At 41.8% G+C, this 22,026-nt stretch carries 15 protein-coding genes and 2 pseudogenes; 9 read left to right on the top strand and 8 right to left on the bottom strand.

The annotated features are described in order from the left end of the window. Nucleotides 1–828, bottom strand: a complete 828-nt coding sequence (locus ACO5E4_RS00320) for a divergent polysaccharide deacetylase family protein (protein WP_485861674.1) — start codon at nt 826–828, stop codon at nt 1–3. Next, on the bottom strand, nt 825–2,024 hold the full coding sequence (envC, locus tag ACO5E4_RS00315) for a murein hydrolase activator EnvC (RefSeq protein WP_485861673.1): 1,200 nt from the start codon (nt 2,022–2,024) through the stop codon (nt 825–827). Before envC ends, ACO5E4_RS00320 begins: the two co-directional genes overlap by 4 nt. Nucleotides 2,025–2,286: 262 nt before the next feature. Between envC and ACO5E4_RS00310 the strand changes: the two genes are divergently transcribed. The 6 genes and pseudogenes from ACO5E4_RS00310 (at nt 2,287) to ACO5E4_RS00285 (ending at nt 13,115) form a co-directional block, all read left to right on the top strand. Beyond that, nucleotides 2,287–4,068 (top strand): ShlB/FhaC/HecB family hemolysin secretion/activation protein, encoded by a 1,782-nt coding sequence (locus ACO5E4_RS00310; RefSeq protein ID WP_485861672.1) that lies wholly within the window; start codon nt 2,287–2,289, stop codon nt 4,066–4,068. Between the two features lie 78 nt (nt 4,069–4,146). Beyond that, entirely contained in the window at nt 4,147–10,980 is a 6,834-nt protein-coding gene (locus tag ACO5E4_RS00305) for a two-partner secretion domain-containing protein (protein ID WP_485861671.1), read from the top strand. Beyond that, nucleotides 10,977–11,276 carry a hypothetical protein gene (locus tag ACO5E4_RS00300; RefSeq protein ID WP_082161924.1) on the top strand — a complete coding sequence of 100 codons (300 nt, stop codon included), beginning with the start codon at nt 10,977–10,979 and terminating at the stop codon, nt 11,274–11,276. Before ACO5E4_RS00305 ends, ACO5E4_RS00300 begins: the two co-directional genes overlap by 4 nt. A 127-nt stretch (nt 11,277–11,403) precedes the next feature. Further along, the gene (locus ACO5E4_RS00295) at nt 11,404–11,871 is read left to right on the top strand and encodes a hypothetical protein (RefSeq protein ID WP_485861670.1); all 468 of its coding nucleotides are present in this window, start codon (nt 11,404–11,406) and stop codon (nt 11,869–11,871) included. A 659-nt stretch (nt 11,872–12,530) separates the two neighbouring features. Continuing rightward, nucleotides 12,531–12,713 (top strand): annotated as a pseudogene (locus ACO5E4_RS00290) (hypothetical protein); the annotation flags it as partial. A 15-nt stretch (nt 12,714–12,728) separates the two neighbouring features. Further along, nucleotides 12,729–13,115 (top strand): hypothetical protein, encoded by a 387-nt coding sequence (locus ACO5E4_RS00285; RefSeq protein ID WP_485861669.1) that lies wholly within the window; start codon nt 12,729–12,731, stop codon nt 13,113–13,115. Nucleotides 13,116–13,368: 253 nt separating this feature from the next. Here ACO5E4_RS00285 and ACO5E4_RS00280 read toward each other — a convergent pair. Next, nucleotides 13,369–13,464, bottom strand: a pseudogene (locus tag ACO5E4_RS00280) (phosphoribosylglycinamide formyltransferase); the annotation flags it as partial. A gap of 706 nt (nt 13,465–14,170) precedes the next feature. Between ACO5E4_RS00280 and ACO5E4_RS00275 the strand changes: the two are divergent. After that, nucleotides 14,171–15,025, top strand: a complete 855-nt coding sequence (locus tag ACO5E4_RS00275) for a DUF808 domain-containing protein (RefSeq protein ID WP_485861668.1) — start codon at nt 14,171–14,173, stop codon at nt 15,023–15,025. 76 nt (nt 15,026–15,101) lie between these two features. On the opposite strand, the gene ACO5E4_RS00270 is transcribed toward ACO5E4_RS00275, so the two are convergent. Beyond that, on the bottom strand, nt 15,102–16,760 hold the full coding sequence (locus ACO5E4_RS00270) for a phospho-sugar mutase (protein WP_485861683.1): 1,659 nt from the start codon (nt 16,758–16,760) through the stop codon (nt 15,102–15,104). Between the two features lie 293 nt (nt 16,761–17,053). On the opposite strand from ACO5E4_RS00270, the gene ACO5E4_RS00265 reads away from it, so the two are divergent. Further along, a complete protein-coding gene (locus tag ACO5E4_RS00265) occupies nt 17,054–17,737 on the top strand; it encodes a 2,3-diphosphoglycerate-dependent phosphoglycerate mutase (protein WP_048749730.1) in 684 nt (227 codons plus the stop codon). Between the two features lie 80 nt (nt 17,738–17,817). On the opposite strand, the gene ACO5E4_RS00260 is transcribed toward ACO5E4_RS00265, so the two are convergent. From ACO5E4_RS00260 to hslV, 4 genes are all read right to left on the bottom strand, one after another. Next, on the bottom strand, nt 17,818–18,312 hold the full coding sequence (locus tag ACO5E4_RS00260; RefSeq protein ID WP_485861667.1) for a YfbU family protein: 495 nt from the start codon (nt 18,310–18,312) through the stop codon (nt 17,818–17,820). A gap of 13 nt (nt 18,313–18,325) precedes the next feature. Continuing rightward, nucleotides 18,326–19,069, bottom strand: a complete 744-nt coding sequence (locus ACO5E4_RS00255; RefSeq protein ID WP_485861666.1) for an MlaA family lipoprotein — start codon at nt 19,067–19,069, stop codon at nt 18,326–18,328. A gap of 137 nt (nt 19,070–19,206) precedes the next feature. Next, nucleotides 19,207–20,538: an ATP-dependent protease ATPase subunit HslU gene (gene hslU, locus ACO5E4_RS00250; RefSeq protein ID WP_485861665.1), complete on the bottom strand. Its 1,332-nt coding sequence runs from the start codon at nt 20,536–20,538 to the stop codon at nt 19,207–19,209. A 20-nt stretch (nt 20,539–20,558) separates the two neighbouring features. Continuing rightward, entirely contained in the window at nt 20,559–21,086 is a 528-nt protein-coding gene (hslV, locus tag ACO5E4_RS00245; RefSeq protein WP_005704683.1) for an ATP-dependent protease subunit HslV, read from the bottom strand. A gap of 219 nt (nt 21,087–21,305) precedes the next feature. Here hslV and aphA point away from each other — a divergent pair, with 219 nt between their 5' ends. Continuing rightward, nucleotides 21,306–22,013, top strand: coding sequence for an acid phosphatase AphA (gene aphA, locus ACO5E4_RS00240; protein ID WP_485861664.1), 708 nt, complete (start codon nt 21,306–21,308; stop codon nt 22,011–22,013). Nucleotides 22,014–22,026: the final 13 nt, after the last annotated feature.

Raw genomic sequence — 22,026 nt, 5'->3', positions numbered from 1 at the left:
CTAAGGCACACCACGCAACAATGGCACTGCGGTATAAGGTGGAATGGAGGTAGGCGAAGGCATTTCGCTAAAGAGAAGCATAAAAGGTTTTGGCGGTGCGATTTTTTCATTTCGCCACAAACTGCCCATAGAAACAAGCTGAACGTCCGCCGGCAAATTGGCGATGCCCGCTTGCAAGACGGCAATGGTATTTTTACGCGGATGCCCTATGGCAATGGCGATACCGTGTTTCTGCGCATATTGCACGGCGGCTTGAAATTGTCGTTGCACATCAGCAAATGCGTCACTATCGTCTAAAAAGATGTGCCGATCTAACGTCCGCACGCCTTGTTCTTTTGCCATTTTACCTGCCACACTGCGGCCAATGGTACGGCTGTCGAGGAAAGCCAAATGACGCTCACGAAGTGCGGTCATTAATTTGGTCATTAAAGGCCCATCTGCCGTAGCCGCACTGCCCATGTGATTGTTCATCCCAATGGCGTTGGAGACAATATTGTGAGCTGTTTGAACGCGATGGCTCACCTCCCCTTGCGACATACCCAAATGCAAACCGCCGTCTTCAATTTTCATTTTAGACACCGTTTCCATGGGCATATGAATGAGAATATCGCGCCCTTGTTGGAACGCCTGTTGATTACGTTGTTTGGCGTAAGGTGCAGCCGGAATAATCGCCACCGACACCGCTTTCGGCATCGCCAAAATCTGAGCATCTTCTTTTGCGTGATAGCCTAAATCGTCAATGACAATGGCCAATTTAGCAGAATAAGCAAAGGACGCCGATAAAAGTGCGGTCGTCAACAACAACGTTTTTTTGATTGCCAAAGTCATCGCAACCAACCTAACGGATTCACTGCCACGCCTTTGCGGCGAATCTCAAAATACAATCCGCTTTTCGATTGACCGCCGCTATTGCCCACTTCACCGAGTTTCTGTCCGGCTTTCACAAGCTGTCCTTCTTTCACGGCGACTGATTGGTTGTAGCCATACAAACTCAAATCGTTCTCACCGTGTTTCACAATCACCATTAAACCGTAACCTTGCAGCCAGTTGGCGAGAATCACCCGCCCGTCGGCAATGACTTCCACCGGTGTACCGGCGCCCGCCGCAATCACGATACCTTTCCAGCGTAACTCACCCATTTGAGTTGAACCAAAACTGTTCACGACTTTGCCCGCCACCGGAAAACCATATTGTTTTTTCGGGGTACCTAATCCGGCAGTACTATTCAACAGTTGGCGCTCTTGCGCTGTTGGCTGATAAGGCTTGTGATTTTTCGTTTCTTCCGCCTGTTTTTTCTGCGCTAACGCCTCACGCTCACGTTGTTCTTGCTGACGCGCCGTCTGTTCCGCACGTTGGATTTCTTGGCGCAACGCATTTTCGTTCGCTTTCAGCGCTTCTAATTTATTTTCATCACGCGTTAAGTTTTGATTCAGTTGGTTCAATGTGCTTTGCCGTTCCTTCTGCACTTTTTGCAATTCTTGCTGCTGTTTTTTCTGTCCTGCAAGCTGCGCCTGTTGCGTTTTATGTTGTTCTGCAATGGAAGCCTTTTGTTTTGCTAACTGCTCCTGCGTATTCTTCAGTTCCTCAATTAACCCCATCCGAACTTGATTCAAATGCTCATAGTAAGCTTTCATGCGTTCTGCATTTTGCCCTTTATCGGATAGCATTCGCTCCGCCACTGATGGGTTCGTGCCGGAACGATAGGCAGAATCCAACTGCTTCGCTAGTTTGGCTTTTTGCTCTTTTTCTTGTTTTTGTAACTGTTTGATTTGTCTATCGGTATCGCTGATCGTTTTGCGAATTTCTTTTAAATCCGATTCCGTTTGACGCAATTTACCAATCACGTTATTAATCTGATTTTCTTGAGTTTTTAATGTGCTCTGTAGTTTCTGCTGTTCCCGCTTTTGCTGCTCAATTTTCTGTTTTTGTTGTTGAATTTGCTGATGAATTTTTGATAAATCCTCTTTAGGTGCAGCAAAAGAAAGGGGCGCGCAGAACAAAAGTGCGGTGAAAATCAGACGCATTTTTTGCCTGCCTAATATGTTTTCACCCCGAAGTGGTGACTTATTCATTTGATACTGCATAACCATCATTATTCCTTTCTTGTAACGCCGCACAAATATACCACTATTTTGTACCAGACCTGATTTCTCCTGTTAAAAAAACACTTATTTTTACGATAATTTTTCATCATCGCGATCCGGCTCGCAAAAATACTTTCATGACATTGAGTTGCTATCCAAGATTCCCTATTTTCCTGACATTTTTTACATGGGGAATCATACAATGCGCATTATTTATCAATCACTCTTTCTTTTTATTGGCTTTATCTGCGCCCAAACAAGCTATGCCAATCATCATTTCAGCGCCAATCTAGACAATCTAGATGCTCAACAGCAACAACGCCAACAACAAGCCGAAAAAGAACGAGAAGTGCTGCACCGTGCGGAAAACACCATTCATCTTGCTAAATCGACAGCGGAAAAATGGACGTTACCAAAGACGGAACAGCCCTGCTTTCCCATTACACAAATTGAAATAAACGATGATATCAACGCCACATCTTCCCATAAGGCACATCACCCAAGTCAATTTCAATGGGCTTATCAACAAGCCAAAGACAGCCTAGCGCTCACATTACCTCATTGTTTCGGTACACAAGGGCTCAACAATCTCATGAGACAAATACAAAACAACATCATTGAAAAAGGCTATATCACCACACGGGTCGTCATCACCGAGCAAGATCTCAACGGCGGCAAATTGATGCTCACTGTGATTCCCGGCAGACTACGCCATGTTTTACTTGAAGACCAAAGTGCGGTCAAAAAATTAACACCACTCACTGCCTGGACAGCACTCGTGCCACAACAAGGTGACATTTTAAATCTGCATGACATCGAGCAATCCTTAGAAAATTTCAAACGCCTACCGACAGCAGATGCCAAGCTTGAACTTCTTCCTACGCAAGAGAATGATGCGCTCCCCGGTGAAAGTGATTTATGGGTGCAATACGCACAACGCTTTCCGTTTCGATTAACGCTAGGCTTGGACGATGCCGGCTCCACTGCAACCGGTCGATTACAAGGTTCAGCCACCCTTTCTTTAGATAATCTTTTCACGGCAAATGACCTATTTTATGCAGGGTTTACGCATGCCATGAAACGACCAAATTGGTTAGGTTCAGATGAAAAGGGCCCTAGACGCAGTCAAAATGTTCACTTTTATTATTCTGTTCCATTTCGTTATTGGCAATTAAGTGCCTCCCATAACGTGAATCAATATCACCAACAAGTTGCCGCAGCCTATGGGGCTAAAATGCGCTATTCCGGTCGTAGTGAAACGAGCAAAATCAGTCTTTCTCGTGTGCTATTTCGTCACGCACAACACAAAACCCAACTCTCTTTTTCCCTTTGGGGAAGACAATCTTCCAACGCCATCAATCAGGCAGAAATCGACATTCAGCGTAAACGAACTGCCGGCTGGGAAATGGGATTAACTCATCGTTTTAATTGGCACCATTCCACCTTGGCATTCAATGCAAACTTTAAGCGCGGAACCGGTGCCTATCATGCAAAACGTCATCCGGAAGAACGCTTTAATGAAGGTTCATCACGCATGAAAATCCTCACTACAGAAATCGAGCTCACCCACCCATTCCAATGGGCGACACAATCTTTCCATTTCAACTCGCTCTGGCGAGCGCAATGGAATCGAACCCCGTTGGTCATGCAAGATCGGTTCAGTATTGGCGGGCGTTATACGGTACGAGGAACCGACGGCGAATTAACCCTCTCAGGTGAACGCGGTTGGGTATGGCGTAATGAATTGGCATGGCATATCGCCCAAAGCGGGCAGCAACTTTATTTCACCTTAGATAAAGGTGTTGTGCGTGGTAAAGCAACCGATGAATTACTGGGGCGCTCAATGGTTGGCTCCAGCATTGGCCTGCGTGGCAGATGGAAGGCGTTGAATTACGACATTTTCGCCGGCAAAGCGCTCCATGTACCACAAGGATTTCAACATAAAAGCAAGGTATTAGGCTTCAATTTAAGCCTCACATTTTAATCAGCTCAACCACTTAAGCATGACAACACAATACGTTGACACACATAAAATCAACCGAATAAACCACAAGGATACATTATGAACAAACATCGCTATCGCGTCCTTTTTAGCAAAACCTTACAACGTTTTATCGTTACCTCAGAACTAGCGAAAAAAGCAACCGCAGGAAACACAGAAACAGGCGATCTCAAGTGCGGTCAATATTCGGCGTGTTTTTCATTTTATCCTTCACTGCAATCCCTGACGTTCGCCGTCTTTTGTGCTCTCGGTTTTGTTTCCTTTATCTCACCATCAGCGCATGCCGAGACATTGATGATTCAAGCCGATTCAGCGGCAGCGACAAATCAACGCCCCGTTGTTTTACAAACCGCCAATGGATTACCTCAAGTCAACATTCAAACACCGAATGAGCAAGGACTATCCCATAACCGTTACACCCATTTTGACGTCGATACGCAAGGAGCCATCTTAAATAACAGTCGGAAAAATACGCAGACCCAACAGGGCGGTTGGATTCAAGGCAACCCTTATCTGGCCGGTGGAGAAGCCAAGGTGATCCTGAATGAAGTCAATTCCAATCATCCCAGCCAACTGAAAGGATATGTTGAGGTTGCCGGGAAAAAAGCAGATGTCATTATTGCCAACCCTAACGGTATTCATTGCCAGGGTTGCGGCATCATCAATGCAGAACGCGCGACCTTCACCACCGGGAAACCGGAAATTCATCATGGTTCGCTAGACAGTTTCAAGGTCGAGAAAGGCAAAGTGACCGTAGAAGGGAAAGGACTCGACAACAGCCAAACAGACTACACAGATATCATCAGTCGCAGCGCAGAAATCAATGCCGGTGTTTGGAGTAAACGGAAGGTCAATGTCACCACAGGTAAAAATCGGGTGACGAAAAACAATGATAGCGTGCAAATTATTCATACTACCGAGAAAGAAAAACAGTCAGAAAATCCACCGCACTTTGCATTGGATGTAACCTATCTCGGCGGAATGTATGCAGAAAAAATTCACTTAATCGGCACCGAGCAAGGTCTTGGCGTCAATCATGCCGGGCACATTGGCGCATCTGCCGGCGAAGTCGTCATTGATGCCAAAGGTCATGTTGTGAACCAAGGGTTTATCGGCGCACAAGGGAATATCCAGGTTCAATCAAGTGAAAACATTGAAAACCGCGGCACTATTCACACAAAAGAAAAGCAAGATTTGAAAGCAAAAACCGTAGATAACCGCAAAGGCACCTTGGCAGGCAAACAGATTCAAATCAATGCGACTCATGTTGATAATCGCAAGGTCTCCGAGGAAGGTTCACTCATTGTCGCATCAGATAACATCCATCTTCAAACCCAAACATTGGATAATCGAGGCACAAAGAATACGGCAAATCCAACCCAAGGGATACAAGCAGCTCAAATTACCTTAACCACACAACAGATCAACAACCAGTCCGGTGGTATTTATGCAACCCAACGCGGAACATTGAATGTCGCAACCACATTGAATAATCAGCAAGGCGATATTCTCTCTGCCAATCAGTTAGACGTGAACGGTGATAAATCCCACGCGAATATCAATAACGCGGAAGGGAGAATACATGCGGGGAAACACGTAACCTTAACCGCCAAAACATTGCAAAATGAAGGAACCATTAGCACCACAGGCAATGCAGACATCGCTTTAACCGATAGTATTGAGCTCAATAACGCCTTTCAGGTCAACGGTGATTTACGTTTTACCACCGAGGGAAAATTCACCAATAAGAGCAAATTAAACATTGGCCATCACATCAATATTCGCGCTGCAGAAATAGAAAACACCGAAGCCGCAGAAATTTCATCAAAAACAACGCAAATTTCCACCGCACTTTTCACTAACCGAGGACTCATCGATGGCGAAACGACGCGAATTGAAGGAGAAAGTCTAAATAATGTAGGTACCGGACGTATTTATGGCAATCAACTTTCTTTTGCTGCGACTCATTTAACGAATGCCAAGGAAGCGGATTCATCAGCCACTATCGCTGCACGAAAACGCCTTGATTTTGGCATCAATACGCTGAAAAACCTTGATCAAAGTTTCATTTTTAGCTTGGGTGATTTACATATCGGAGGAAAATTATCGGAAAACGGTGAAGCGATCGGGCAAGCCAAAGAGATCATTAATGGCAGTGGCATCATTGAAGCGATGGGCGATGGAAAAATCAATACCGCCACGTTACTCAATACGGATTTACACCTCAAATTAGGCATCAACGAATCTCGCGAATATTTTCACCAAGTTGCAAAAACAACCGACAGTCAACGTTTTACGGTAGATAAAGACGGTATTTTTGCTTGGAATAAAAAACGCTCAGAAGCGTGGTTTCAATTTTATGATGGTCGCCCAACGCAATATCAAAATGACTGGATTGGCTGGCGCTATAACAGAACAACCAAAACATCCAAAATTGATGTTCAAACACCGGGAAAAATACTGATTGGAGGTCATCTTTCTTTAACCGGTGATCATCTCAAAAACCAATACAGCAAACTGCTGGTCGGCAAAAACTTGATTCTCGGTGAACAACCGATCACACAAAATATCTCCCATCAAACCCTTTCACAGGGCGATGCCACCTTAATTAATGAAGATGTGATCGGCAACATTGATCGTCTTGATCAAGGCACGGTTTTTAAATGGGTCCACTATCGTAGTCGTGGGATCAAGAAATCCCATGGGCATAAAGACACAGACCATAAGCATTATGAAGTCGCCCATCCGACAGAACACTTTAACTTTAATGTGGTTAAAAACCACATTGGTGATCCGGAAGCGGTCAGAAAAGAAAGTGAGAATACCTCCGTTACGGCACGCACACCGGCAAACGCAATAGGCGATGTTGAAAACACGCTACGTTTGCCAAATCAAAGTTTGTATAAAATTAATCCTCATGCTGATAGCCACTATATTGTTGAAACCGATCCGCGTTTCGCCGATAAACGACAATGGCTAAGTAGCGATTATATGTTCCATGCACTGCGTACCGATCCGCAAAATATGCTTAAACGCCTAGGCGATGGATTCTATGAACAACGTTTAATCAACGAACAAATTAATCAACTCACAGGGCGCCGTTTTTTAGAGGGCTATACGTCTGATTATGAACAATATAAAGCCTTAATGGATAACGGCCTATACTATGCCAAGAAGTGGAATTTAACTCCGGGCGTGGCGCTCACGGCAGCGCAAATGAAGGAACTAACAAGTGATTTAGTTTGGTTCGAAAAACGTGAAACACAATTACCTAATGGTGAAAAAATCAATGTTCTCGCGCCGAAAGTTTACCTTTCTCGCAGAAACAGCAAAATTAATGGTGAAGGAAGCCTGATTTCTGCCAATCATGTCATCATTCGTGGTATGAACCAGATCGACAATTCAGGCACGATTTTAGGCCATAACACCCTGTCCATGACTGCCAAAAATATCAAAAACAACGAAGGACGATTACAGGCAAATCACCTTTCTCTTAGTGCGGAGAATGATCTCTTAAATCTGGGGGGAACCTTTGAAGCAAAAGATAACCTGACTGCTCGCGCGAAAAATCTTCGTATTGAAAGTAAGTTATCCGACACAAAAGATACCGGTGACTTTTACAAACAAGATATCAGCAAAATGGCTGAACTTAATCTCACAGACAAAAACGGCAAGCTTCAGGTTCATGCCGATGAAAATATTGTAGTAAAAGGAATACATGCCAATATTGCCGGTGATGCTGCATTTTATGCAAAAGGCGATTTAGAGCTAGGTACGGTGACTCGTATTAACAAAGAACATTACCGTATGAATGCGGATAACTATTATTTGTTGGATCAAGAAAATCAAATCGGTAATCAAATTCAAGTTAAAGGAAACGCACAGTATATTGCCGGTCAAAACATCACCGTCACAGGAAATCAACTACATTCTGACGGTGAAACGACCATTGCAGCACAGGGTAATATCGATATTCACGAAGGACGGGGGAAAGAACACTTAAATAGTGCTATCAAAACAACCGATCGCGGTTTGTTTAGCAAAAAAACGATCACCGCCAAACACCGTCATGATTATGACCTTGCTGAAGCTTCCATGATCGATGCTGATAAAATTCACCTTCAATCCAATAATGGCAATATTAAAGTGCAAGGAAGCAGCCTTGTGGCAGAAAATGGATTCACCGCACAAGGAAAAAATATTGATATTAGAGAAGCGGAGAACCGCATATATTCGGAAGATGTTTACAGCAAGAAAAAATCAGGCATGCTTGGCGGTGGCATTGGTGTCACCTTTGGTAGCCAAAAACAAACGCTAGAAACCGACCAAACCAAACTTTACGCCTCCGGTAGCCAAGTTGGCAGCCTCAATAACGAGACCCGATTCATTGCTGAAAACCGCTACACTCAAACCGCAAGTAGGGTCAGTAGCGCCAAAGGCGATGTTGATATTCTTGCCCAACAAGCCACCATTAAAGCGGCGGATGATAAATACGAAAGCAATATGAAACAAACCTTCGAACAAAAAGGGTTAACGATTGCGATTACCTCCCCTATTTTATCGGCATTACAAGCCGTACAAAGCACCATCAAAAGCGCGCAACAAACAGGCAACAGTAAGAATAATCGAATTAATGCGATGTCTGCGGTTAATACCGGATTTGACGCTTATCGTGCAGGACAAGCTGTCGGTCAAGCACAAAATGCCTTAGGCAACGTCATGAATGGTAGCGAAGGAATGGATTCTATGGTGGGAATTCAAATTACTTACGGACAACAAAAAAGCGAATCGAAAACCCATACAGAAGGCAAAACAGCGGCTACGTCTCAAGTGAATGCAGGCGGCAACGTGAATATCAAAGCAAGTGGTGCCGGAAAAGATTCAAATATTCATATTGAAGGTGCGGATATCTCAGGCAAACAAGGCACTCACCTTGCTGCAGATAACCATATCGATATCAAAGCTGCCGAACAAACCCACCTGGAGCGCAGCACCAATAAATCAAGCGGCTTTAACGTGGGGGTGGCTGTGAAATTTGGTAATGGCGTTGCGGCCGGGATTACTGTGGGTGGAAACCGAGGTAAAGGTTATGGTAACAGCGATGAAACCACTTATGTGGCAAGCCACGTGGGTGACGCCAACAGCCAAACCACAATACAAAGCGGTGGTGATACAAACCTTATTGGGAGCCAAATAAAAGGTAAACGCGTTGAAGTCAATGCCGACAACTTGAATATCAAAAGTTTGCAAGATAAATCTAGCTATGATGGCAAGCAAACGAATGTCAGCGGCAGTGTAACCATCGGTTATGGGTTCTCCGCAGGGGGAAGCTACAATAAATCCAAAGTCAATGCCGACCATGCCAGCGTCAATGAACAAGCCGGCATCTATGCAGGGGATGATGGCTATGATGTGAATGTGGAAAAACATACGGATTTAAAAGGTGCTATCATCACTTCAACTGAGACAGCAGAAAAGGAAGGGAAAAATCGTTTTAGTACAGGAACAATTACACATTCAGATATCGAAAATTACTCTAACCACAATGCGAAAGGATTTGGCGTTGGAGGAGGCGTTACCATCGGTGGTGGAAATGCGCCAAAAGAAATCGGTGGTGTCGAATTACAAAAAATCGGCCAAAATAACGCTGATGGAAGCGGAAAAGTGGAAACCGGAGGAATCGCCGGCATTGGCTCTCAAGGAAACTGGGGATTAGCGAAAGGATTGATCACCGGGCTTTTAGGACAAGTAAGCGATAAAGGTAGTGAACATGGCGTTACAACAAGTTCAATTAACACCAAAAATCTCATTATTAGAGACAAGGAAGTACAAGAGCAATTAACCGGGAAATCTATTAATGAAACGATTGAAACCTTAAATCAGGAAAATCGTCATCAAAAATTAGCTAAAGCGGATATTGAGTCAATTAAATCTGATTTAGAGAGCGATTTAAGTGTGGCAACAAAATTTGTGGAGAATATTAATAGTATGGGTGATGAAATCTATTATCAAATGGAAAAAAATGAGGATTCCGTATTTTCCATTCAAAAGAAAACAGAAAATTGTAATCACATAAGCTGTTTAGATTTTAAATCCGATAATTCACAAGCATTAAAACGTATTATTTATGGTAATGACATCCTTACAGATGAACAAGCACAATTACTCAGTAAAGTTGCAACAGCGGGTATGTTAAATTTAAGCAGAGAAGATAAAGTATCAAGTGCGATTTTATATGATAAAGACTTATCATCGATTAATGAAACGGCTGTCATTTTAAATCGAGGTAGTACCAACTATCTCAATGAGTTTATCTTCACTGGATTTGAGCGTTTTAGGGCATGGGCAAATTTACCAAGTGTGTTTGGTGCATCAAATGCCACGAGGGATCACGCTCAAATTACTAAAAAACTGAATGAATATAATGCACATAGAATCGCCCAAGGAAAAGAGCCGATAAGTGCGAATAATGTGGCACATAGTCTAGGCGTTTCGGGAAATAAAAATATGTTGAATTGGTCGGAATATGTAGGGAATCGGTATGACAATACAAAAGTGAATTTCTTGCATTTAGGAGGTTCCTATCCATCAGAACGGGTAGATAAACAAGCGAAGCAATTGTTTGGAGGTGTCAATACTGAATATCATGGAGTTAAGGGAGATGCGGTCTATTCTGGATTAGGAGGACTATTTATTGGAAATAACCCGAATGCTAAACAAGTAGAGGGGTTATCATTTGGTCAGGCGCATTCAGAGGCTAATCAGAATATAAGAAATATAAAATATATTGAAACTGATTTAAATGAGATTCAAAAGAAAGAAAAGCTTTTGAGATCCTTTTATCCTTATACTAAAGGTGTCAGAGAATTTGAAAATGTAGGAAAAGAAAGATGAAATTTTTAAGTATTGTTATTATTTCTTGTTTTTTATCAGGATGTTGGACAATGTTTACTTATAGGGAAAGTTATACCATAGATAAAATGGCATACTGGGAACACAGAGAAAGTAAAGTTAAAGCATCAGCAGAATTAAAAAATAAATGTTTTGAAAAAATTCACCATATAGATAATAATCAGGATTTATATGCTAAATGCATATATGAAAATGGTTATATATTTAAAACCAACAGTTGGCTTTATTGTTATCATAGACCTAAAGATTGTGCTATATATGATAAATATAGGAAGTAAAAACAGTCTAATTGTAGCAAGGCGTGAGCAAACTGAAGTTATTAATAAAAATAGTGAAGACCTGAATCAAACAAAACGGATGTTTTAGGCACGCGTTAGGAAATGAGTGCAATCGTGAGGATAAATAATGGCTTATCATATTTCTTTAGTTAATACGAATAAAAAAGATATTTCTTCTAAACTCATTATGGATAAAGAAAAGTTTAAAGCGTTTTTATTTAAAGAATTCAACATGAAGGAAGAGATAAATAAAAATGGAACTTTAGAGTTTTATTATGATAAAGATGATCCTTCTTTTACTATTTTTTATACTGAAGGTATTAAAGGTGAATATTACATTAATACTACGGATGATAAGCATATAGAAAAGCTAATAGCTATTGCCAAAAAATTAAATGATGGTACTAGAGTTAGAGGAGATGAGGGGGAGACATATAAATCTTTAGAAGATACATATATCCATTCTGATGATGAATATTTATTTAAAAATACAACAAAGGAAAAATGGTTTTATTTTTTTAGAAATCCTTCTATAAAAATAGGTATTTTTATAGGGATTATTGTTTGTCTTATACAAATTTTATTTTTTAAATAGTAGCCCCCCTAGATAGCGCGCGTCTCCTGACACGTGCTTAAATCTATCTAAAAACAAACAAAATGAAATTGTTAATGAAAATAGTAAAAATCTTAATCAAACGAAATTGATGTTTTAGGCACGCGTTAGGAAACGCGCGCCATCGTGGGGGGAGGTAGTTTCAAAAGCTAATCAAGCAAAGAATAAATATTTCCTAGATTTTGATAAAATTTGGGGAGACACTAATCGAAATTTATCTCTACCTAAATCAGTTAATATTCAAAGAGGGAATAATGAATAATATATCCATTTTATTTTTGTGCTTTATTTTAACCTCGTGTGTTTCTTCTAATAGTTATTTTGTTCGGTTCTGGAATGGGGATGTGATACCTGAAAGGCCATATGAGGAACAAAAAATTTTTGAATCATGTTATGAGAAATATAAAAATCTTCCTGATAAGACAAATGAGGAACGAGAGGTCATAAGTTTGAAAGTTATGGATTGTATGCACACCATGAAAAAATGATAGTGCCAAAAATATCATTAAAATGGTATGTGGATTTCTTTTTAAAGATAGCGGAAATCTATAAAGTGCGGTCAATTTTCAAAGGGTTTTAAAACCTCTCAAAAACTAACCGCACTTTAAATTTACTCTTCTCAACAAATACGTTAATTTAACTTAACCGCCAAAAAAATGTCAAAACTGACCAGCGATATGGTTTGGTTTGTCAATAAAGAGATTACGCTAGCTGACGGACGTAAAGTCACCGCACTTGTGCCGCAAGTATATTTGGTGTCACGCAATAGTGACATTAACAGCCGAGGGGGCGTGGTTTCAGCCAATCAAATTCTCGGCAATGTAGAATAGCGGAGATAAATGATGGCTAATATTATAAAATTAATACCTTTCATAATGATTTTGCAATCTTGTTGCTTAAGTGGTAGTAATTCCTGTTTTATTTATAGGTTTTGGAATGGAAATTATTCTGTGAGGAGTAATGCCGCTGAGCTTGATAAAGAAAGACGAATCTTTTATGAAAACGAACCTCAAGAAACAAAGTTATTGAGGGTTAAAAATGAACAATACTGCAACAAGATAACTAAACCATTGTTTTATGAGAAAAAACATAAATATGGTGATGCTTATAGAGTTAATATGAGTGATATTTTTGTTCATTGTATGAGAGTGAATGGAACGCCTTTATATAAAGATTCTCCTAAAAAGTATGAATGGCTTAATGATGAGGATGTAAGAGTAAAATAATTAATGCGTGATAAAGTTTTATTTATTAAAAGAGCATGGGAGTAAATTGTTATGGTCTGTAGATATATTTAGGAGTTTTATATCAAAAAATAACTCAATATTTCCATTCTAATAGCCTAGAGTAAGCTATATTTAAACTTATACAAAAGAAATTGTTGAATTAAAGTGCGGTCAATTTTCAAAGGGTTTTAAAACCTCTCAAAAAATGACCGCACTTTTCGTATTTTCAACGATGCTTATTGTTAAGCAAATCTTATAATTTTATATTCAACTTCGCGTAAGCACGTTCTACTTTTTCTAATGCTTTTTCTACGGAAATATCACGAGCGAGCAACACCCTTAGATAGCGCGCGTCTCCTGACGCGTGCTTGAATCTAACTAAAATAGACAAACTGAATGAAGTTGTTAATAAAAATAGTGAAAACCTGAATCAAACAAAACGGATGTTTTTGGCACGCGTTAGGAAACGCGCACTATCTGGGGCTTTATCCGATGTAATGTCATCAGATATGTTTGAACTTTTGATGAAAATAGTAGGTAAATAAAATAAGATACTCCTTATTTCTTCTTTGTTTTATATTAAACGGATGTTGGTATTCAAACGGATGTTTTTATACTCCACAAATGGTTAATTGTGTTGATAAGGGGAAAGAATATCCATTAATTGCAGGGTATCAAAAAAAAGAACTACTAGGACACACAAACTCAAAACAACGATGGAAAGATCTTGTTTCTTGTGGAGGAAAGTATGGTGATATAAATCTACACTACTATCCGCAAAACTATCAAATAAATGACAAAAGATATAAAAATCTTGATGAATGTATGAATACTAAGGGGTATATATATCTTTCTCCCGCTGAATGTGGCTATCAAGATCCTAAGTGGGATAAGGGAAAGTGTAACTTATAACGCATTGAATTTATTATTTAAATAGAGTGCGGTCAAAATCTCCCTCGTTTTTAACCGCACTTTCGTAAATTCTCATTGACTTCCCCTCGTCCTCCTCCCCACAATATGCGCCTATTTGTTTCGCTTTAACACAAGGAAAGAAAATGGCGTTTAGCTCATTGTTTACTTTATTGGATGATATTGCATCGTTATTGGATGATGTGTCTGTGATGACCAAAGTGGCTGCCAAGAAAACGGTCGGTGTGGTAGGGGATGATTTGGCGTTGAATGCCAATCAAGTAACCGGCGCCACTGCGGAACGGGAATTGCCGATTGTATGGGCGGTGGCAAAAGGTTCCTTGGTGAATAAGGTGATTTTAATTCCTATCGCACTGTTGTTAGCTGCCTTTTTGCCGGCGCTCATTGTGCCCTTATTAATGCTCGGTGGTGCCTATTTGTGCTTTGAGGGCGTGGAAAAAATCCTGCATAAATTTTTTTCTCATGAACACCATCACGAAAAAAATGCTTTCGATGAAAAAGCCAAAATTCGTGGTGCGGTACGCACAGATTTTATTCTTTCTGCCGAAATTATTATTATCGCCTTAGGCGAACTTGCCGAATCACCGATTTCCGTGCAAATCATCGCCCTTTCACTCATTGGAATTGGCATCACTTTTTTCGTTTACGGCATTGTGGCGCTTATCGTCAAAGCCGATGATTTCGGTTTATTTTTAATGCAAAAAGGTGGTATCGCAAGCCATGTCGGCAAAGGCGTTTTATTTTTAATGCCAAAATTCATGCGCTCATTAAGCTTCATTGGCACCCTGGCGATGTTCTTGGTCGGTGGCGGAATTTTCGTGCATAACGTTGAGGCAATTCACCACTTTTGGGCAAATATTCAGCTTGCTGAAGGCGCTTTAGGACAAATCGCCACACTGGTTACCGGTTTAGCTGTAGGCGCAATTTGTTGTTTGGTGATATTGCCATTAATGAAATTCTTTGAGAAAAAAGCGGCATAAATCCACCGCACTTTCCAAAATAAAACGGTATTCTTAGATAAGAATACCGTTTTTTATTTCTCGTTAGTCGGGCTGATTAGCAATCCTGCTTACCATACGCTTCTTGACGTAAAATCGCGTGAACTGCCGCATCGAATTCCGCCAACACGTGATCGGCATTTTTCGGATCGGTACCACGCGCATCAAGATAGAACTTGATTTTCGGTTCAGTACCGGACGGACGCGCAATAAGGCGGCTGCCGTTTTCCAAGACGAAGACCAAAATGTCGCTTTGACGGTCGGTTTTGGTGTGGTCGATAAATTGTGCCACATTGAAACCACCGATTTGGCTTGGCGGGTTGTTGCGAAGTGCGATCATTAATTTGCCGATTTCAGACAAATCACTCACACGAATAGAAATTTGTCCGCTCACATAGGCGCCAAATTCTTTGGTGAACTCCTCTGCATAATCTGCCAAGGTTTTGCCTTGTTTTTTCAAACTACGGACTAAATCCAAGAACACGATGGCAGCCGAAATGCCGTCTTTATCGCGTACTTTATCCGGATCCACCAAATAGCCCAATGCTTCTTCAAAACCAAATAACAAGCCTTGAACTTTACCGATGTATTTAAAGCCGGTAAGAGTTTCTTGGGATTCAAAACCATAACGTTTCGCAATCTCAGCCAAAGCAGGTGAGGACACAAGAGAACAAGCCAATACGCCTTTTTTACCTTGCGCTTGATATTGTTTCGCCAAATACCAACCTAAGAAGCAACCCACCACGTTGCCGTGCAATGGTTTCCAGTTGCCTTCAGCATCCGGCACTGCCACCGCTAAACGGTCAGCATCCGGGTCATTCGCAATAATAAATTCGGCATTGTGTGCTTTTGCCACTTGAATCGCTAAATCTAATGCCCCTTTTTCTTCCGGGTTCGGGAAATTCACGGTTGGGAAAGTGCCGTCCGGCCAGACTTGTTCGGCAACGATGTGCGGTTGTGGCAAGCCCGCTTTTGTCAACGTTTTGCTCAACACTTCATAGCCCACGCCGTGCATGGCGGTGTAAACATAGTTAATGTCGGTTTGTGGTTCTTTCGCAAGTGTGGCTGTTTTCTCAATATAAGCGTCCACCACGGTGTCATCTAACACAACGTAATCTTGGCTGCGCGGTAAATCTTTCACACTGCCTGCCGCAACTTTATCAATTAATGCAGCAATGTCTTTGTCTGCCGGAGATACAATTTGTCCGCCACCGTTGGCTTTGCCTAAATAAACTTTATAGCCGTTATCTTCCGGTGGATTGTGGCTCGCCGTCACCATCACGCCTGCGGTAGTATCAAAATATTGAATAGCATAAGCCAACACCGGCGTTGGTAATTTGCGGGGTAATAAATACGCTTTAATACCGGCGCCAGCCATGATTTCAGCCGTGTCGCGTGCAAATACATCGGAGTTTTTACGACCGTCATAGCCAATCACGATGGAAGGCTGATGATCATACCCTTTTAAATACTCAGCCAACCCGCCGGCGGCTTGTGCCACCAACACACGATTCATCCCCATGGAACCGGCTTGCAGACGACCGCGTAAACCGGCGGTACCGAATTGTAAACGTCCGTCAAAACGGGCAGCCAGTTCAGCTTCCGCTTTTGCATCGCCACGTTTTGCCGCGCTTAAAAGTGCGGCTAATTCTGCGTGCGTTTCAGCGTCCGGATCTTGGTTTAACCAATTTTGTGCAATCTCGAAAAGTGTTGTCATCATGTCTTCCTTCTAGAAAATAAAATATTAAGAATGTCTGTTAGACTATCTAAAAAATACTGAAAGTAAAACGTTTATTTCCGATTAATTCCCTGTATTTTGATCTATTTCACAGATTCTTCAAAAGCAATCAGCAGCCTCTTTTTTTATGAAAGAAACGAGCAGAAAAACGCCCGAAAGACGACCTCTTGACGCAAAAAGTGCGGTGGAAAATAAAAGACTTTTTCCTTTATAAAAAAGCGTTTTTTTGCTATAACTGAGGCAGTTTTTTTAATTAATCTAGGAGACTCATTATGGAATTAGTTTTTATTCGTCACGGTTTCAGTGAATGGAATGCAAAAAACTTATTTACCGGTTGGCGTGATGTCAATTTGACTGAGCGCGGCGTGGAAGAAGCCAAAACCGCAGGTCAAAAATTATTGAATGCCGGTTTTGAATTCGACATTGCTTTCACCTCCGTCCTCACTCGTGCGATCAAAACCTGTAATATCGTGTTAGAAGAATCTCACCAATTATGGATTCCACAAGTGAAAAACTGGCGTTTAAACGAACGTCACTACGGTGAACTACAAGGTTTAGACAAAAAAGCCACCGCCGAAAAATACGGTGATGAGCAAGTTCACATTTGGCGCCGTTCTTACGACACATTACCACCATTATTAGATCCGAAAGACCCGAATTCTGCCCACAATGACCGTCGCTACGCACACTTACCGGCTGATGTCATTCCGGATGGCGAAAACTTAAAAGTCACCTTAGAGCGTGTACTTCCATTCTGGGAAGACCAAATCGCACCGGCATTATTAAGCGGTAAACGCGTTTTAGTGGTTGCACACGGTAACTCTTTGCGCGCACTTGCAAAACATATCGAAGGCATTTCCGATGCGGATATCATGGATTTAGAAATCCCAACCGGTCAGCCGTTGGTGTATAAATTAGATGACAACTTGAAAGTGGTTGAAAAATCTTATTTGTAATCCCCAATAAAATTCACCATAAAAAATAAACCGCACTTTAGTCACTAAAGTGCGGTTTATTTTTGCGGTGTTTTTAAAAATTAAGCGTTCAAGATATTCTGAATTTCCGCCATGCTTAAATGATATTCATGCGGGCATGCTTTCCATGCATCGATCATGCGGGAATATTTGTCTCTCATTGGTGTTTGAGAATCACAACCGTGTTCACAACGCATAAATTCCTGATATTTCCCTTCCACGCTCGTGATGAAACGGAGATAGTTAAGGTATTTTTTCTCACGCACAGCACAGTAACCGACAAACTGTAAGCGGTGTTCACTTAATTCGGATTTATCAGTCAAATTGTTATAGGAAATTTGCAACGCTTTGTACATTTCCAACGTATCCAATACCGTGCGGCATTCTTCTTCCGAAATCACTGAAAACTCATTATCCAATTCACGCAATTCCAAGCTGAACCCACCTTTTACAATGGCTTCTAAACGTTGGTATTTTGCCGCATTGGTCGGATCCAATAACGCCATTAATTTATATTGGTTAACTAAAATTAAACGTTGGGTAGATGACATTTCCATAACCGCTCTCCTATTAATCAATTTGGTTGAGTATATCGTTTGATAAAACCGGATCCGCTTTTTTCTCTTTATCGCCGTTAATGCGTTGTTCCAAATGTTGGAAATAAGCTTCGCGGAAAGTAACATACGGGTCTTGCGCCTGATCTAACAATGCTTCCTTATCCATCAATTTCGCGCGTGTATCAATGCCTTGCAAACCGGCTTTCAAGAAACCCCAAGGACCAAGCAAGGAAAGCATTGGATAGGTTGTATCCACCAGATTACCAATATCTTGACGCGGTGTTGCGGCACCATATAACGGCAACATCACATAAGGACCGGTTCCAACACCATAGCGTCCTAATGTATCACCAAAACGGTTATCGCCTTGTTTTTTCAACGGGTCGCTATAACTTGCCACATCAATTAAACCGCCCAAACCGAAAATCGTGTTAATCCAGAAACGGTTAAAATGAATGAGTGCCTGCTTAAAATCCCCTTGAATCAAACGGTTGGCAAAACTTGCCGGTTCATCAAGGTTATCTGCCACATTGATGACACCGGTACGCACCGGGCTTGGCACATAGTTTTTCCAACCCTTAGCTAACGGTTTTAACACATAAGGGTCAGCAACGTGATAGTTGAAATCCCACATTTTACGGTTAAACCCTTCCAAGGCATCTTTACGTTCACCGGTTTGTGGATCGATGGAAGAGGAACATCCGGTTAATAACACGGAGCCTAATAATAATGCGACAAGGCATTTTTTTATTTGCATAATGACACTCAAGCTGATGAAAAGATGGGCTCATTGTAAACAACTTACCCTGCAACTACAAAAACTTTCTAAAAACCCACCGCACTTAAGAAAACAAAAGGCACGATGTTTATCGTGCCTTCATAACAAAGAAAAAATTACAGAATGAAACGGCTTAAATCTTCATTCTCAATCACCTCACCCAAGGCTTCGGTGACATATGCGGCATCAATGTTCACGGTTTGACCGTCCATATCGCTGGCATTGAAGGAGATTTTATCCATTAAGCGCTCCATCACCGTATGCAAACGGCGAGCACCGATATTTTCGGTTTTTTCATTAACACGAAATGCCGCTTCAGCGATTTTCTTAATGGCATCTTGAGTGAATTCGATATTCACCCCTTCCGTTGCCATTAACGCTTTGTATTGCTCGGTTAAAGAGGCGTTCGGCTCAGTCAGAATACGCTCAAAATCCTCAGCAGTGAGTGCGGAAAGCTCCACGCGAATCGGCAAACGACCTTGTAATTCCGGGATTAAATCCGACGGACGTGCCACTTGGAACGCACCGGAAGCGATAAACAAAATGTGATCGGTTTTGACCATACCGTGTTTGGTGTTAACGGTTGAGCCTTCCACCAACGGCAATAAATCGCGTTGTACGCCCTCACGGGAGACATCTGCGCCACTGTATTCGCCTTTCTTACAAATTTTGTCGATTTCATCGATAAACACGATGCCGTTTTGCTCCACCGCATCAATGGCTTTTTGTTTCAACTCTTCCAGATTCACCAATTTCGCCGCTTCATCGTCAATTAAGGTTTTTAGCGCATCCTTAATTTTCATTTTGCGTTTTTTGGTTTGGCTACCGGAAAGGTTCTCAAACATGGATTGTAATTGACTGGTCATGTCTTCCATGCCCGGAGGTGCCATGATTTCCACGCCCATCGGCACACCGGCCACATCGATTTCCACTTCTTTATCATCTAACTGACCTTCGCGTAATTTCTTACGGAAAATCTGACGGGTGTTGCTTTGACTATCGCGGTTTTCCACTTCACCCCATTGGTTCTTCGCCGCAGGCAATAAGGCATCTAAAATTCGCTCTTCTGCCGCTTCTTCCGCTTTAGCACGATTTTTGACGATTTCCTGTTGGCGTACCAACTTCATGGCGCTGTCGGTTAAATCGCGAATAATGGAATCCACTTCTTTGCCCACATAACCCACTTCGGTAAATTTGGTGGCTTCTACTTTAATGAACGGCGCATTGGCTAATTTTGCCAAACGGCGGGCAATTTCGGTTTTCCCCACGCCGGTCGGCCCAATCATAAGAATATTTTTCGGGGTCACTTCATGGCGCATTGGCTCTTGCAGCTGCATTCTGCGCCAACGGTTTCTTAGGGCAATCGCCACTGCGCGCTTAGCGTCGCTTTGACCGATAATATGTTGATCTAATTCAGAAACTATTTCACGAGGCGTCATTTCAGACATGGTTTATTCCTTATAAATTTTTAATTCGGCAATTCTTCAATAGTGAAATTGGTATTGGTAAACACACAAATTTCACCGGCAATTTTGAGAGATTTTTCCACAATTTCACGCGCCGACAACTCGGTGTTTTCCACTAACGCACGGGCAGCAGATAAAGCGTAGTTGCCGCCGGAACCGATAGCAAGAATCTGATCTTCTTCCGGTTGTACTACATCGCCGATACCGGTAATGATCAGGCTTTCTTTTTCATCCGCCACAATTAGCATCGCTTCCAATTTACGCAACGCACGGTCGGTGCGCCAATCTTTCGCCAATTCCACCGCACTTTTCAGCAAATGCCCTTGGTGCATTTCTAATTTACGCTCAAAAAGCTCAAACAACGTAAAGGCATCTGCCGTGCCGCCCGCAAAACCTGCTAACACTTTGCCGTTATACAAACGACGCACTTTGCGCGCGTTACCTTTCATCACTGTATTGCCAAGGGAAACCTGTCCGTCACCGCCGACAACCACCTTACCGTTGCGACGTACACTTACAATCGTAGTCATAATGCTATCCTTTAAAAATGGAAAATGTGGAGGTTATATTGAGGTAATTTAGGGGGAATTCAAGGGGAAAAATAATATTGGTCATTTATTCACCAATCACATAATAAAAATGTGATCACGGTCAGAATTTTGTATAGCAAACGATTGCTTGAAATTGCGTAATAGAACAAAAAAGGTAGGATTGCCGCCGATATATTCACAATCTCATCAGGAGTCACAATGAAAAATCTTGTTAAACTTTCTCTTGTCGCCCTTTTAACCGCGGCAGCAATTCCCGCCATGGCGACCAAAACCGAACCTTACACCAATCAAGGTACCAATGCCCGTGAAATGCTCGTGGAACAACCAATCCACTGGATTTCCGTTGAGCAACTGAAAAAAGAATTGGAAGGTAAAGCACCGATCAATGTAAGTTTTGATATTGACGATACCGTGCTATTCAGTAGTCCTTGTTTTTATCACGGACAACAAAAATATTCCCCGGGCAAACATGATTACTTAAAAAACCAAGATTTCTGGAATGAAGTGAATGCCGGTTGTGACCAATATTCCATTCCAAAACAAATTGCCATAGATTTAATTAATATGCACCAAGCCCGTGGCGACCAAATTTATTTCATCACCGGACGCACTGCCGGCGATAAAGATGGCGTTACCCCAGTATTACAAAAAGCCTTTAATATTAAAGACATGCACCCGGTAGAATTCATGGGCGGGCGTGAGCTTAGCACCAAATACAACAAAACCCCTGGCATTATTGAACACAAAGTTACTATTCACTACGGCGACAGTGACGACGATATTCTTGCCGCCAAAGAAGCCGGCGTTCGCGGCATCCGCCTCATGCGCGCCGCTAACTCCACTTACCAACCAATGCCAACCCTTGGCGGATATGGTGAAGAAGTGTTAATTAACTCAAGCTATTAATTTTTAAAAAACA

It is taken from the genome of Aggregatibacter sp. (genome assembly GCF_057314075.1).
The sequence above is the reverse complement of the archived record's forward strand: the minus strand, read 5'-3'. Positions and strand labels throughout refer to the sequence as shown.